This is a genomic window from Chitinimonas sp., from assembly GCF_036568685.1.
In the GTDB taxonomy this organism is placed as follows: Bacteria; Pseudomonadota; Gammaproteobacteria; order Burkholderiales; family Chitinimonadaceae; genus Chitinimonas.
In genome coordinates, this window is the sequence record NZ_DATCSC010000047.1 from 84,766 (window position 1) to 98,343 (window position 13,578).

Genomic DNA, 13,578 nt, shown 5'->3' on the forward strand with positions numbered 1-13,578 from the left:
ATTCCCCCTAAAAGTCACGATGGGCGAAGCCGCTTCCTGAAAAACCACTGGCGTACTTCACGGTTCACACTTTAAGGTTAATGTTGCAGTGCAACAAACGAGATTATTTGCGCAATGCATTAGTTAAATTAACTCGTATAGAATAGGTGGTGTTATGAGCTACCGACTGCCAGCCCTGGGAACCTTCCGCGCCTTCGAGGCTGCGGCCCGCCATCTGAGCTTCAAGAAGGCGGCCAGCGAACTCAGCGTCACGCCGGCCGCGATCAGCCACCAGATCAAGGCACTGGAAGAACAGCTGGGGGTGGCCCTATTCGTGCGCCTGACCCGCTCCCTGGCGCTGACCGAAGCCGGTCGGGCCATGCTGCCCAAGGTGCAGGAGGCCTTCAGCCAGCTGGAGGCCGCCGTGGCACTGACCCAGCCACAGGCCCAGGCGCACGTGTTGAGCGTCAGCGCCCCTCCCTCCTTCGCCGCCCGCTGGCTGATGCCACGGCTGCATCGCTTTACCCAGCAGTACCCACAGATCGAGCTGCGCCTCTCCAGTGGCCTCAACCTGATCGATACCGGCGAGAGCAATGCCTATGGCAGCGACTGGCTGGACAATGCCGACGGCAGCAGTGCCGATGTGGCGATCCGCTGTGGCCTTGGACGCTACCCCGGCTGCCGGGTGGCACATGTCTTCACCCCTTCCTACCTGCCGGCCTGTCAGCCGGCCCTGCTCAAGGGCCCCAAGGCGCTGCGCAGCCCGTCCGACCTGCGCCACTACAGCCTGATCCATGACGACACGATCCCGGATGCGGCCGAACGACCCAGTTGGGCAGATTGGCTGGAGAAGGCCGGCGTACAAGGTATGGACGGTAACCGCGGGCCCCGCTTTGCCGATGGCGGGCTGGCCTTGCAGGCCGCCATGGACGGACTGGGCGTGGTGCTCGCCCTCAAACCCCTGATCATGCAGGACGTGGCGGCCGGCAGGCTGGCCCTACCCTTCGATCTCGCCATTCCGCTGCACTTTGCCTACTACCTGGTGAGCCCGGAGCAGACCGCCGCACGCCCGGCGGTGGCAGCGTTCTATGACTGGCTGCTGGACGAGGTGGCGCAGACCACCGTGCCAGCGCTTAACTGAGCGGGACACGGCGCCCTGGCACTACAATGGGACATCCTCGCCCCCGGAGCCGCCATGTCCCCGCTCGCCACACTGCTGGGCACCGATTTCCCGCTGATCCAGGCCCCCATGGCCGGCGTGCAAGGCAGCGCCCTGGCCATTGCGGTCAGCAATGCCGGTGGCCTGGGCTCGCTGCCTTGTGCCACGCTGAGTCTTGATGGCATGCGCAATGAGCTGCTGGCCATCACCAGCCAGACCCTCCGTCCCTACAACGTCAATTTCTTCTGCCATACCCCACCCGAGCCCGATGCCGAGCGCGAGTCCCTCTGGCGGCAGACCTTGTTGCCCTACTACCGTGAGCTGGGTGTGGATCCGCGCAATATCGTCGCCGGCCCAGGCCGGGCACCCTTCAGTGCCGAGGCTGCGGCCGTGCTCAGCGAGTTCAGGCCGCGGGTGGTGAGCTTTCACTTCGGCCTGCCCGATGAGGCGTCATTGGCGCAGATACGCAGCTGGGGCGGCAAGATCCTGGCCTCCGCCACCACGGTGGACGAGGCACGCTGGCTGGAACAGCGCGGGGTGGATGCGATCATTGCCCAAGGGCTGGAGGCTGGCGGCCACCGCGGGCACTTTCTCAATGATGACCTGAGTGCTCAGCTGGGTACCCTGGCCCTGGTGCCGCAGCTGGTAGCAGCGGTACGTTGCCCGGTGATCGCCGCCGGTGGCATTGCTACGGCCCAAGGCGTGGCCGCCATGCGGGCCTTGGGTGCCGCCGGCGTGCAGATCGGCACCGCCTACCTGCTCTGCCCCGAGACCACCACCAGCCCGGTCCACCGTGCCATTCTGCAAAGCGATGCCGCCCGCCACACCGCCCTGACCAACCTCTTCACCGGGCGGCCCGCACGCGGTGTGGTCAACCGGCTGATGCGTGAATTGGGGCCACTCAGCCCGGCGGCGCCGGCCTTCCCGCTGGCTACCGGAGCCATCGCACCACTGCGTGCCAAGGCCGAGAGCCTGGGCAGCGGCGAATTCTCACCGCTGTGGGCTGGGCAGAATGCCAGCGGCTGCAAGCCGATGCGGGCCGCGGAGCTCACCGTGGAATTGGCTCGAGGCTGGACATGAGTCAGGCACCCGAGCAGCTGGCACAGTCGGCTAGTGCCTTGGCAGACGCATTGGCCCAGCACCGCGACAGTCTGTTTGCGCAGATGCTGAGCAAGCTTGCCTGCGCGATCTTTCTGGTCGACCGCGGTGGCCGTATCCTCTGGGTGAACTCCGCCTTCTGCAGCCTGACGGGTTACGAGACCGAGGAACTGATAGGTCGGACTCCTTCCCTGCTGCGCTCGGGTGAGCAGGACAAGCTCTTCTACAGCAAGCTGTGGGCCACCATCCTGGCTGGGGACCCATGGCGCGGCGAGGTGGTCAACCGCCGCCGTGACGGCAGCCTCTACACCGCCGAGGAGATCATCACCCCGCTCCAAGGGCCAGATGGTCGGATGCAGTACTTTGTCGCGCTGCAGATAGACCTGGCACCACGCCAATTGGAACACAACCGGCAGCGCTACCTGGCCTTCAACGACGCGCTTACCCAGTTGCCCAACCGCAACCAGGTGGACGAGCAGCTGGCCGCCGCCATCGCCCGCCACGAGGCCAGTGGCTTGCGCTTTGCGCTGATGTTCCTGGACCTGGATCGCTTCAAGGCGGTGAACGATAGCTTCGGCCACCACATCGGCGATCTGCTGCTGGTGGCGGTGGCCCACCGCCTAACCTCAGCGATACGTGCCAGCGATATCGTGATGCGCCAGGGAGGGGACGAATTCTTGATCATTGCCGGCGAATTGCAGCAACTGGGACAGGCGCAGACACTGGCAGAGCAGTTGATCGAGACCTTGAGCCAACCCTTCATGCTGGCCGGCCACCAGATTCTGGTCGGCGCCAGCATTGGTATTGCCTACTACCCGGACGATGGTAGCGACGTTGCACTGCTGCTGCAGCGGGCAGATCTCGCCATGTACGCTGCCAAATCTGCCGGGCGAGGCTGCGCGGTGCGCTACCAGGGCAGCAGCTGACGCCGTGGTTTGCCCTGGATCAAGATGCAGGGCGGAAATGGGCGGCACACTCCTCACTATCGGGCTCGTTGCCCGCTTGCAAGGAGCCTTGCCATGTATGCCCGCTTACTCGTTCCCACGGATGGCAGCGCCACCGCCCGCAAAGGCGTACAGGAGGCTTGCCAGCTAGCCAAGGCGCTGGGCGCCGAGATCCAGTTCATCTATGTGGTCGACACCCGGCTGGTCTATGCCGATCTCAACGGTGCGGCATTTTGCAGCGATGTGATCCAGTCACTCAATGAAGCCGGCGCCGCCATTCTGGAGGAAGCCAAGTCTGCCGCCGCTGCAATGGGCGTGACAGCCTGGGGCAAGACGGTCGAGGCACCCGCCAGTACGGTGGCCGACATCATCTTGTCCGAGGCCGCAGCCTGGCCGGCCGACCTGATCGTGATGGGCACCCACGGCCGACGCGGCATGGCCGAGGTGGTGATGGGTAGCGATGCGCAGAGCGTGGTCAAGCAAGCCCGTACGCCCGTCTTATTGGTCAGGCAGCCCGCCTGATCCCCATCCCGCCCGGAGCCATCCATGTACAAACGCATACTCGTCCCCACCGATGGTAGCTCGACCGCCGGCCAGGGCCTCGCGGAGGCCTGCAAGCTCGCCCAGGCACTCGGTGCCCAGGTCCGCATCCTCTATGTGATCGATAACAAGGTCTTCCAGGCCGACTTCTCGGGCTTTGGCAACGTGGCCGATGTGCTGCAAACCCTACGTGAGGGCGGTGATGCCATCCTCAGCGAGGCAGCAGCACTGGCGGCGCGTTGCGGCGTGAATGCAGAGTGCCGATTGAGCGAAGCGGTCAACATCACCGTGGCCAACGCCATCCTGCACGAGGTGGGCAACTGGCCGGCCGACCTGATCGTGATGGGCACCCACGGCCGCAAAGGCCTGAGCCACCTGGTCATGGGGAGCGAGGCCGAGACTGTGCTGCGGGCCAGCCCGGTGCCGGTATTGCTGGTACGTCGACCGGGCTGAGCGCTGGAAACAGTGCGCCGTCGCTAACAAAGCCCGGCGAAACGGGTTCCGGCATCCCCGCAAGAAGGAGGCCATGGCTGCAAGGTGCTGAAGCACCAACAACGCCAGAAGGGCTTTGTCAGCAGTGCTTAGTCCTTGTCATGCCCCTTACCATGGCCATGCCCCTTGCCATGGCCTTTGCCATGCCCATGATCGCCATGGTCATCGTCGTCATCACGGCGACCGCGGTACTCGTCCCGGTAATGCGGCACATAGACGTCGTTGTACCAATCATCCCGAACAAAATAGACCCGCCGGCCGCAGGCGTCGTAATGACGGCAGTGCTTGCCCCAATCCTTGGCATGGCCGGGTGGCACATGCAGATAGAGCGGCGGTTCGTCGACATAGACCCGCTCGATGATCACAGGCTGCGGATAGATCAGCCGGGGTGCCGGTAGGCGGCCGATATCGATCCGGCCGTAGAAGCCGGGATCGCCCACGCTGATCGAGACGCCGACGTCAGCCCCCAGAGCCGGCAACGCCAGGCAAGCCAGGCCGGCAAGCAGAACGACGTGCTTCATCGCAATTCCTTCTCAGGTTGGTTCCGATACTTCCCTTATAGCCTACTCGACCTCATTAGACGACAATTCATTTGTCATTTTTTAAACAGTAATCCAGGACAGAAAATGTCAAAAGATTTCATCACCAAGCCTCAAAACCAAGCCAAGACTTGATAGTAAATATTTGATTACATACGAATATATTACCGTTCGTCAGTCCATTAGCAATTTCGAATAGATCAACGGTAAGCTGTGGACAACTTGAAAGGGCAAACCAGTCGAAAGGCTGGGGCGCAAAGTTTCCGGTCTACAGAGCGAGTGCTCCAGGACAGCGGGACTGCCAAGACAGCGGCTGGTTGACCACCACCCGGCATATGGCCGGACCGCGTTTTCGCGTCTCGTCTTCATCTGGGTTTTCGCTCCCTGGACCTGCATCAGCAGAGGAGCCGCACCCAATGAACCAGCCAGTCCGCCATACCGTCGTTACCCGCCAAAAGCTGCAGCTGCAGACCTTGCTCAAGGGCGGCTTTACCGCCAGCGCCTTGGTTGCGGTCGCGGTCCTGGCCCCCAAGGCCCTCGCAGGGGAACCGACTGAGTACGCACCCGGACGCATCCTGGTTCAGTTCAAGCCTGGCCTCGCCAGCGCCGAGCAGGACAAGATCCTGAAGAACAACGGTGGCCGCAAGCTGCGCAGCATTGCCGGCATCAATGTGCACGTGATCGACCTGGGTCGTACCGGCAGCGAGAAATCGACCGCCGCCCTGCTCAAACACAATCCCAACATCAAGTTCGCTGAAGTCGACGCTCGCGTACCGCACGGCGGCGCCACCAACGACACCTACTACGCCAGCTCCTGGCACTTGGCCAAGATCGGTGCCTCAAGCGCCTGGGATACGGCCACCGGTAATGGCGTCACCATCGCCATTCTCGACAGCGGCGTGGATGGCACCCACCCGGACCTGGCAGCACAGATGGTTCCGGGCTGGAACATGATCAACAACAACAGCGATACCGCCGACGTGAACGGCCATGGCACCGCCGTAGCCGGTGCGGCCGCCGCCACTGCCAACAATGCTGCCGGCGTGGCAGGCGTGGCCTATGGTGCCAAGATCATGCCGGTGCGGATTGCCGACGCGAACGCCTATGCCTACTGGAGCGATGTGGCCAATGGCCTGACCTGGGCGGCCGACCATGGCGCCAAGGTGGCCAATATCAGCTACGTGGGTGTCAGTGGCAGTGCAGCGGTGCAAAGCGCCGCGCAATATTTGCGCAACAAGGGTGGCGAGACCGTGGTCTGTGCCGGCAACAACAATATCGATGAAGGCATTGCCCCCAGCGACACCATGATCAGCGTGGCTGCGACCGACGCCAACGATGCCAAGACCAGCTTTTCCAGCTACGGCAGCTTCGTGGACATCGCCGCGCCTGGTATCAATATCTGGACCACGCAGCGTGGCGGCACCTACGGCCAATGGTGGGGGACTTCGATCGCCAGCCCCATTACTGCCGGCGTAGTCGCCGCCATGATGTCGGCCAAGCCCGGCATCTCGCCGGCGCAGCTGGAAAACCTGCTGTTCAGCACCGCCCAGGACCTGGGTACTGCCGGCAAGGACGTCTACTTCGGCTGGGGCCGGGTCAATGCCGCCGCTGCCGTTACTGCCGCCAAGAACGCGGTGATCACCGATACCCAGGCACCCACGGTCGCCATCACCTCGCCCGGTGGTGGCACGGTCAAGGGCATGGTGACGGTGAATGTCAATGCCAGCGACAACACCGCCGTAAGCCGTGTCGACCTGTATATCGGCGGTGCACTGCTGGCCAGCGATATCAGCACCCCCTACAGCTTTGCCTGGGACAGCAGCAAGAGCCCCGATGGCGCCGTCAATCTGCAAGCCAAGGCCTATGACGCAGCCGGCAATGTGGCCAGCAGCAGTGTGAACGTCACGGTCAGCAACACCGTCGACACCGTGGCCCCGAGCGTGACCATCAGCAACCCGGTCAATGGCAGCCTGGTCAACAACAACGTCACCATTACCGCCAACGGCAGCGACAACATCGGCGTCGTGCAGGTAGATATCTATGTCGACGGTGCGCTCAAGGCGTCGGCCGCAGGCAGCAGCGCCAGCTACACCTGGAATGCCCGCAAGGCCAGCAGCGGCGCGCATAGCATCCAGGCCGTAGCACGCGATGCCGCTGGCAACACCAGCACCAGCACGGTGAACGTCACTCACTGAATTTGTCTCCACGACGGGTATTCAGCCGGGGCGTGCTCCGGCTGTTTTTTTGCTCTTGTTGTCGGAAAACCTTACAGAGTTGCCTATTTTTTAAGCAGTCATTTGTCGTAGCGCAGCCTGCAGGCTGACTTGCAGCGCGCTGGCGCGGTTCTCGCTTATCTAATGAAAAATAGATGAACAATGATCGGCGGAGTACATCATGCGACAGCACATCAGGGGTGGGCTGCTAGCAGCAGCCCTGGGACTTTCGGCGACAGCCTGGGCAGTCCCGGTTCTACAGGTGGGCGCACCTGCAACGGGCGGAAACTGTAGCTCAGGTCCCTACGTTGCTTACACGGCAAGCTCCACCAATCCGGTCGAGAGCGATACGGCGCTGATCAATGGCAGCGTACTTTGCCTCGCTGGTGCCTTCGGCCCCAATACTGTCTCGCTCGGGACCGCCACCAACTATTCGGCGGTAGCAGGTTCCAGCTATTCGATCTTCGACGGCTACAACACCATCCTGATGGCCTCGGTATCCAACCTGGCGCAGGCGGCCGGGCTGACCATCAATGGGTTTAATGCCTTCGGTTCGGGCACCACCAACCTGTTCCCCAACAACCATGCACCGCTCGGCAGCGCCGCCGGCTTCATGTATTTCAACATGGGCGCTTTCAGCAACATCAGCGGCGGGGTCAAGAATTTTGCCAACCCCTCCGATACCGGCAATGGTTCGATCATGTCCGTCACCTTGGGTGGCCTTGGCTCGCTGGACTGGGTGCACTTCGACCTGATGGCACTGGAAGTAAGTTCGAACGGCCCCAACCTGCGCACCACGCTGGACGGCAATCCCGGCTCGCATGACGTTACCTGGAGCAACGGCGGCGGCGGAGGTGGTGGCGGAGGTGGTGGCGGCAACGTGCCGGAGCCAGCCTCTCTCCTCTTGGTGGCCAGTGCCTTGCTCGGTTTGGTCAGCGTGCGGGCATTGCGGCACAGGTACTGAACCTGCCAACTCATAGAATATGGAACGGGTGCCTTGGCACCCGTTTTCCTTTGGAAAATCTGGTTCCCCCATATCCAAACAGACAGCGTACACGACAGCCCATACCACCGGCCCGCCGAATTCCGTTAGCGTATGCGCCCAGCCCAGCGCCGGGACCATGCTCCTCCGCACGACCAAGCAGGGAGACACAGGCGAAGGGGCCCGCAGACCTTCCCTCTGGACAGCGCATCGTCATTACCCAAATAGAAGCCCCGCTCGGCATCTGGCTCGGGCGGGGCTCAGCATGGCGGCAGACTGGCGGCTCAGCCCGTGGTCTTGTGGTAGCTGCGCAGCGGTGGCGTCAGGAACGATAGTGTGCGCCGCTCCTTGAGCAGCCTTGGCAGCACCGCCTCGTAGGCTTTGCGGTAGGGCTTGGCCAGGTGATGGGACATGAAGTACTCCTTGCTGCAGGCCCAGGTCTCGTAGAGGACCAAGGTATCCGGATCGTCGGCCGAGCGATGCAGATAGGTATTGATGAAATCCGGTTCCTTGGCCATGGCATCGAGCACTTCGAGCAGGCGGCTTTCCAGCTCTTCACGATGCTCCGGCTTGCCGGGTAGGTGGACGATAAAGGAGGTGAGGTCGTTCATGATGTAGCTCCAGGATGGTTGAGGCTTGGGTGTTAAAGGCTCAGGCCGCACGCAGTACGGCCGGACGGGTATGCATGACGGTGCCGACCAGCAGCAACGCGGCCAGCGCAAGGGCGATCGCGGCATAGGGAGTGACCAGCAGCCCAGGGCCGGCCAACAGGCGGGCACCGAGGAAGGCGCCGCCGGAGATGCCGAGGTTGAAGGCCGCGATGCCGAAGCCGGAGGCAGTGCCGACAGCTTCGGGCGCTTCGACCTCAGCCACGCCAACCACGGCGGAGAGCATGATGGGCGGGATGGCGAAGGCAAACGCGCCCCATACCAGCACATTGACCAACATGGCATGAGCGCTGTGGACGGTGGCGGGTATGGCACCCAGCGCCACGATCAGGCCCAGCAGTACCAGCAGCATGGCGTTACGGGCACCCAGGCGGTCTGCCAACCGGCCACCCAGCAGATTGCCGGCAACGGTGGCGCCGCCGAACAGCATCAAGGCGGTGCTGACCATGGCTTCACTTACGCCGGTGACATCGGTGAGCAAGGGGGCGAGGAAGGTGAACACCACAAAGCTGCTGCCAAAGCCCAACGCAGTGACGGCATACAGACCCAGCAGGCGACGGTTACCGAGGAGCGAGAGCTGTGCCAGAAAGCCGGCCGGTGCAGTGTGGGCGATCTGTCGCGGTAGCTGCCACAAGAGGGCCAGCAGCGCGACGGTGCCCATGGCGGTCACAGCCAGGAAGGGAATGCGCCAGCTGTAGAGTTGGCCGATCCAGGAACCGAAGGGCACGCCTACCACCATGGCCAGCGTGAGCCCACCCATGACCACAGCCACCGCACTACCGGACTTGTGTTTGGGCACGAGCTGGGTGGCGACGGTGGCAGCGGCACCGAAGAACACGCCGTGCGCCACACCCATGACCAGACGTGAGAGCAGCAAGGAGCCGTAGTTGGGCGAGAGCGCGGCGGCCAGGTTGCTGAGGGTGAACACCGCCATCAGGCCGAGGATCAAACCACGGCGCGGCAGGCGGGCCGTGAGCGCGCTGAAGATGGGGGTGCCCAGGGTGATAGCCAGCGCATAAAGGCTGACCAGGAGGCCGGCGGTCGGTACGCTGACCGAGAGGCTGCGGCCGATCTCGGGGATCAGGCCGACGATGACGAATTCGGTGGTGCCGATGGCAAAGGTAGCCACGGCGAGGGCAAGCAGGGCGAGCGGCATGATCGTACTCCTGGTCTGCCCGCTCGGATGAGCAGGGCTTCTTGTACGGTCATGCTAAGGAGTGGCGTCGCCCTTGCCGTACCACGGCAGCGTCATACACATTCGACAATGTCGAACATGTTGGCGCAAGATGAACCGACAGCTCCAAAGTACGGACAAAAAAACGGCGCCCTCCCCCTGCGGGAGTGCGCCGTTTTGCTTATAGGGCCAGGCGTGTGACGCCTGGCCTACGTGCCTTACCAGATGCGGATACGTTCCGCTTCCGGCTTGAACATGCCATCGCCCGGCTTGGTGCCGAAGGCGGCGTGGAAGGCATCGCTGTTCACCGCTGCACCCACGGCACGGAAGTTGGAAGGCGAGTGCGGATCGATCACCAGCCACTGCAGGCGGGCCTGCTCGCGCACCTTCTCGCGCCAGACCTGGGCGAAGCCGATGAAGAAGCGCTGGTCGCCGCTATAGCCATCCATCACCGGGGCATCCTTGCCTTCCAACGAGAGGTGGTAGGCCTTGTAGGCGATCTGCAGACCGGATAGGTCGGCAATATTCTCGCCCAGGGTGAGCTGGCCGTTCACAAAGCGCCCTTGCAGCGGAGAGTAACCGTTGTACTGGCTAACCAGCCGGGCGGTCAGGCCGCTGAAGGCCTTGCGGTCCGGGTCTTGCCACCATTCGCGCATATTGCCGTTGCCGTCAAAGCGGCTGCCCTGGTCGTCGAAGCCGTGGCTGATCTCGTGACCGATCACGGCGCCGATACCGCCGTAGTTGACCGCGTCGTCGGCATTGGCATCAAAGAACGGGGGCTGCAGGATGGCCGCGGGGAATACGATCTCGTTCATGTTGGGGTTGTAGTAGGCATTCACCGTCTGCGGTGTCATGCCCCACTCGCTGCGGTCCACCGGCTTGCCCAGGTGGCCGATGTCGTAGCGGTAGGCGAACTCGGCGCCACGGGTGAAGTTGCCGATCAGGTCGCCAGCCTTCACTTCCAGGCCGCTGTAGTCGCGCCACTTGCTGGGATAACCGATCTTGACCGCGTACTTGCTCAGCTTTTCCTGCGCCTGGGCCTTGGTGGCCGGGCTCATCCACGCCAGCTTGTCGATGCTCTGGGCGTAGGCCTTGATCAGGTTGCCGACCAGGGTGTCCATCTTGGCCTTGGCCTCGGCCGGGAAGTAGCGGGCCACGTACTGCTTGCCCACATCTTCGCCCAGGTTGCTCTCGATCAGCGCCACGCCACGTTTCCAACGGGGCTTGATCTCCTTGGCGCCAGCGATGGCTTGCTGGTGGAAGGCAAAGTTGGCGTCCACGAAGGCCTTGGTCAGCACGGGCGAGTAACGGTCAAGGGTGCGTGCGACCAGGTAGTCACGCCAGACGGCAACGGATTCGCCAGCGATCAGCTTGGCGGCGTTTTGCGCGTAGCTGGGCTGGTTGAGATTGACCTCGGTCACGCCCGTGCCGGTCGCGGCCACGAAGGCCTGCCAGTCGAACTGCGGGGCGGTCTTGGTGAGGCCGGCCAGATCGAGCTTGTTATAGGTTTTTTCCGGGTCACGGTTCTGGACCGTGCTCCACTGCACCTTCGCCAGCTTGGTTTCCAGCGCCATGACGGCAGCGGCCTTCTTCTTGGCAGTGGCAGCGTCGTTACCGGCCAGGGTGAACAGAGTTTGCAGATAGCTCACATAGGCGGCGCGCGCCTTGACCATGCGGGCATCTTTTTGCAGGTAGTAGTCGCGGTCAGGCAGGCCCAGGCCATTCTGGCCAACGTCCAGTAGATAGCGGCTGGAATCCTTGGCGTCCACGTTCACGCCGATATTGAAGGGCAGGCTCACGCCCAGGCGCTGCAGCTTGCCGAACTGGCTGGTCAGGGCAGCCTTGTCGTTAATGCCTGCCAATTCGGCCAGCAAAGGCTGCAGGGGGGCAAGGCCCGTCTTTTCGACTGCAGCCTCGTCCATGAAGCTCTGGTAGAAGTCGGCAATGCGCTTGGCTTCCGGGTCGGTGGCGGCACGGCCGGCGGCCTGCTCGACGATCTCGCGCACGCGGGCCTCGGAGAGATCGCGCAGATCGGAAAAGGCGCCAGACCAGGTACGGTCGGCCGGGATCTCGGCCGTCTTCTGCCAGCCGCCGTTTACGGCCAGATAGAGGTTGTCCTGAATACGGACGGCAGGATCGAAGTGCTGCTTGTCGATACCGGAGGTCAGCGCCAGCGCCGGAAAGGGCAGCGCCAGAGCCACAGCCAGGGCAAGATGCTTGAATTGCATAGAAGGTCCTCTGGGAAGCCGCCAGGATCGCCGGCAGCGAAATAAGGAAAACGAGCAGGCCTTATGCCAGAGCTGGCAGGCCTGTGCAAAGCCGAAGCGACGAAATGCAGCCGGCGTGGCTGAATGGCGATAAGCCGCGTCCACTATCCCGCCTGGCGGAACTGGGAGAAAGGCTGCTGTAAGCGTACAGACCGGGATTGGTGCTCAGATCGCCATGGCGTAGGCCGAGCACCAGCCGGCCTCATGCACCAACTTTTCGGCCAGGGCCGAACAGGGCCCGAGCTTGCTACCCTGGCGAGGCTTGAAATAGAGACAATTGCCGCAGGTCTGTCCTTCCTGGTAACCGGGTAGCTCACCCGGTTTGAGCTTGCTTGCGTCAGCTCGGTAGTTGAGCGCCTTGGCGGCGGGATCCTGCTCGCTGATGCCAGCCTCCTCGGCGGCAAAGGCCAGCGGCACAAGACCAGCCAGGGCCGCGGCGGGGAGTTGGCGCAGGATGAAGGTACGGCGGGATGGCATGGCGGGTTCCGATCTGGCTAGCGAGGGCCTGGCTTGAACGGTAGAAAATGGCACGGTAAGCCCCGATTGCGACCGGCAAGCAGGACAAGGGTTCCTACCCGATGGGCTGCCCTGATTGTAGCTGCTGTGTTCCCGGTTGCGCGGAAGCAGGTCGCTACACCACAACAAAAAACGGCGGCCCTGAGGCCGCCGTTATTGTGAACCCACTTTTGTGATCAGGCGCGGCGGCGGCGAGCCACCAGAGCAACCAGACCCAGGCCGATCAGGGCCACCGAGGCAGGTTCCGGCACCGAGACCGAACCGCGCGGCACGGAAGCGAAGCGCAGGGTACCACCGGCAACCAGGTATTCACCGAAGCCATCACCGAAGAAGGTCACGGTGCTGAAGAAGCCAGTGTCGTCGATGGAGCCGATGAAGTTGGTGAAGCTACCGGTCTTGGCAACGCCCGGGTTGTCGGAACCATCGCTATTGACCGAATTGGCGATCAGGCGCAGTGCACCACCGTCAAAGCCGATCCACAGGCCAGTACCGTTGGCCGGCACGCCGTAGGTGGAGACGATGCCTGCGGGGCGGGTGTTGTTCTGGCAGCAGGTCGCCCAGTCACCAATCTCGAAGCCGAAGGCGTTCACCGGCGAGCTGAAGGTGAAGGTCAGGCCCGAGCTGTAGCCGGGGACAGCGTCCGTGCCGTTGTTGTTCGGGTTGATCACCACGGCGGCGCCACTCAGGCCAATGCCGTTGCTTTGGTAGGCAGGATCCCAGCTGATGCCGCTCTCGTCGGTACGGGTGATCGTCACGGTGGCGGGGTTGCCATCCTTGTCGATGTAGTTGTAGACGGTGTTGGCGGTATTCAATTGAACGGTCGAAACCGACTGGCCGGTACCGATGATAGTGGCGTCGAAGGCGTTACGCCCAGCGCCCAGCGCATCGTTGTAGGTGGTCGGTGCAGCGAAAGCCGGCGCAATACAGGCTGCCAGCAGGGCGGCGGAGGCAAGTAGCTTTTTCATATTTGTAGGTCCCTGGTTGTTGATCTTGCGGTACGACACGCC

13 protein-coding genes and 1 riboswitch are annotated in these 13,578 nt (G+C 62.9%); of the genes, 7 read left to right on the plus strand and 6 right to left on the minus strand.

All coding sequences use genetic code 11. The features are described 5' to 3' along the window. The first annotated feature begins 154 nt into the window (after positions 1–154). The 5 genes from gcvA to VIM95_RS07860 all read left to right on the plus strand — a co-directional run bounded on the left by gcvA (position 155) and on the right by VIM95_RS07860 (position 4,173). Positions 155–1,120 (plus strand): transcriptional regulator GcvA, encoded by a 966-nt coding sequence (gene gcvA / locus VIM95_RS07840; RefSeq protein WP_331984479.1) that lies wholly within the window; start codon positions 155–157, stop codon positions 1,118–1,120. A gap of 54 nt (positions 1,121–1,174) precedes the next feature. Beyond that, positions 1,175–2,218, plus strand: a complete 1,044-nt coding sequence (locus VIM95_RS07845) for a nitronate monooxygenase (RefSeq protein WP_331984480.1) — start codon at positions 1,175–1,177, stop codon at positions 2,216–2,218. Further along, the gene (locus VIM95_RS07850) at positions 2,215–3,162 is read left to right on the plus strand and encodes a diguanylate cyclase domain-containing protein (RefSeq protein WP_331984481.1); all 948 of its coding nucleotides are present in this window, start codon (positions 2,215–2,217) and stop codon (positions 3,160–3,162) included. Before VIM95_RS07845 ends, VIM95_RS07850 begins: the two co-directional genes overlap by 4 nt. Before the next feature lie 93 nt (positions 3,163–3,255). Beyond that, positions 3,256–3,702 (plus strand): universal stress protein, encoded by a 447-nt coding sequence (locus VIM95_RS07855; protein WP_331984482.1) that lies wholly within the window; start codon positions 3,256–3,258, stop codon positions 3,700–3,702. 24 nt (positions 3,703–3,726) lie between these two features. After that, positions 3,727–4,173: a universal stress protein gene (locus VIM95_RS07860; protein ID WP_331984483.1), complete on the plus strand. Its 447-nt coding sequence runs from the start codon at positions 3,727–3,729 to the stop codon at positions 4,171–4,173. Between the two features lie 128 nt (positions 4,174–4,301). Here VIM95_RS07860 and VIM95_RS07865 read toward each other — a convergent pair whose 3' ends face one another. Beyond that, positions 4,302–4,733, minus strand: a complete 432-nt coding sequence (locus VIM95_RS07865; RefSeq protein WP_331984484.1) for a hypothetical protein — start codon at positions 4,731–4,733, stop codon at positions 4,302–4,304. Positions 4,734–4,970: 237 nt separating this feature from the next. After that, positions 4,971–5,057, plus strand: a riboswitch (cyclic di-GMP riboswitch). Between the two features lie 110 nt (positions 5,058–5,167). On the opposite strand from VIM95_RS07865, the gene VIM95_RS07870 reads away from it, so the two are divergent. Next, positions 5,168–6,946 (plus strand): S8 family serine peptidase, encoded by a 1,779-nt coding sequence (locus tag VIM95_RS07870; RefSeq protein WP_331984485.1) that lies wholly within the window; start codon positions 5,168–5,170, stop codon positions 6,944–6,946. Between the two features lie 199 nt (positions 6,947–7,145). Continuing rightward, entirely contained in the window at positions 7,146–7,928 is a 783-nt protein-coding gene (locus VIM95_RS07875) for a choice-of-anchor N protein (RefSeq protein WP_331984486.1), read from the plus strand. Positions 7,929–8,230: 302 nt separating this feature from the next. Here VIM95_RS07875 and VIM95_RS07880 read toward each other — a convergent pair whose 3' ends face one another. The 5 genes from VIM95_RS07880 to VIM95_RS07900 form a co-directional block, all read right to left on the minus strand. Then, positions 8,231–8,557, minus strand: coding sequence for an antibiotic biosynthesis monooxygenase family protein (locus VIM95_RS07880; protein WP_331984487.1), 327 nt, complete (start codon positions 8,555–8,557; stop codon positions 8,231–8,233). A 40-nt stretch (positions 8,558–8,597) separates the two neighbouring features. Then, on the minus strand, positions 8,598–9,770 hold the full coding sequence (locus tag VIM95_RS07885) for an MFS transporter (protein ID WP_331984488.1): 1,173 nt from the start codon (positions 9,768–9,770) through the stop codon (positions 8,598–8,600). A 236-nt stretch (positions 9,771–10,006) separates the two neighbouring features. Next, complete coding sequence (locus VIM95_RS07890; RefSeq protein WP_331984489.1) at positions 10,007–12,016, minus strand: M13 family metallopeptidase; 2,010 nt, start codon at positions 12,014–12,016, stop codon at positions 10,007–10,009. A 204-nt stretch (positions 12,017–12,220) separates the two neighbouring features. Next, complete coding sequence (locus VIM95_RS07895) at positions 12,221–12,532, minus strand: high-potential iron-sulfur protein (RefSeq protein WP_331984490.1); 312 nt, start codon at positions 12,530–12,532, stop codon at positions 12,221–12,223. Between the two features lie 215 nt (positions 12,533–12,747). Continuing rightward, positions 12,748–13,578: PEP-CTERM sorting domain-containing protein (locus VIM95_RS07900; RefSeq protein WP_331984491.1), on the minus strand; the 831-nt coding region annotated here is incomplete at its 5' end.

Excerpts from the sequence above, each read along its gene's own strand:
- gcvA (WP_331984479.1), top strand. The coding sequence starts at position 155 with ATGAGCTACCGACTGCCAGCCCTGGGAACCTTCCGCGCCTTCGAGGCT.
- VIM95_RS07845 (WP_331984480.1), top strand. The coding sequence starts at position 1,175 with ATGTCCCCGCTCGCCACACTGCTGGGCACCGATTTCCCGCTGATCCAG.
- VIM95_RS07850 (WP_331984481.1), top strand. The coding sequence starts at position 2,215 with ATGAGTCAGGCACCCGAGCAGCTGGCACAGTCGGCTAGTGCCTTGGCA.
- VIM95_RS07855 (WP_331984482.1), top strand. The coding sequence starts at position 3,256 with ATGTATGCCCGCTTACTCGTTCCCACGGATGGCAGCGCCACCGCCCGC.
- VIM95_RS07860 (WP_331984483.1), top strand. The coding sequence starts at position 3,727 with ATGTACAAACGCATACTCGTCCCCACCGATGGTAGCTCGACCGCCGGC.
- VIM95_RS07865 (WP_331984484.1), bottom strand. The coding sequence starts at position 4,733 with ATGAAGCACGTCGTTCTGCTTGCCGGCCTGGCTTGCCTGGCGTTGCCG.
- VIM95_RS07870 (WP_331984485.1), top strand. The coding sequence starts at position 5,168 with ATGAACCAGCCAGTCCGCCATACCGTCGTTACCCGCCAAAAGCTGCAG.
- VIM95_RS07875 (WP_331984486.1), top strand. The coding sequence starts at position 7,146 with ATGCGACAGCACATCAGGGGTGGGCTGCTAGCAGCAGCCCTGGGACTT.
- VIM95_RS07880 (WP_331984487.1), bottom strand. The coding sequence starts at position 8,557 with ATGAACGACCTCACCTCCTTTATCGTCCACCTACCCGGCAAGCCGGAG.
- VIM95_RS07885 (WP_331984488.1), bottom strand. The coding sequence starts at position 9,770 with ATGCCGCTCGCCCTGCTTGCCCTCGCCGTGGCTACCTTTGCCATCGGC.
- VIM95_RS07890 (WP_331984489.1), bottom strand. The coding sequence starts at position 12,016 with ATGCAATTCAAGCATCTTGCCCTGGCTGTGGCTCTGGCGCTGCCCTTT.
- VIM95_RS07895 (WP_331984490.1), bottom strand. The coding sequence starts at position 12,532 with ATGCCATCCCGCCGTACCTTCATCCTGCGCCAACTCCCCGCCGCGGCC.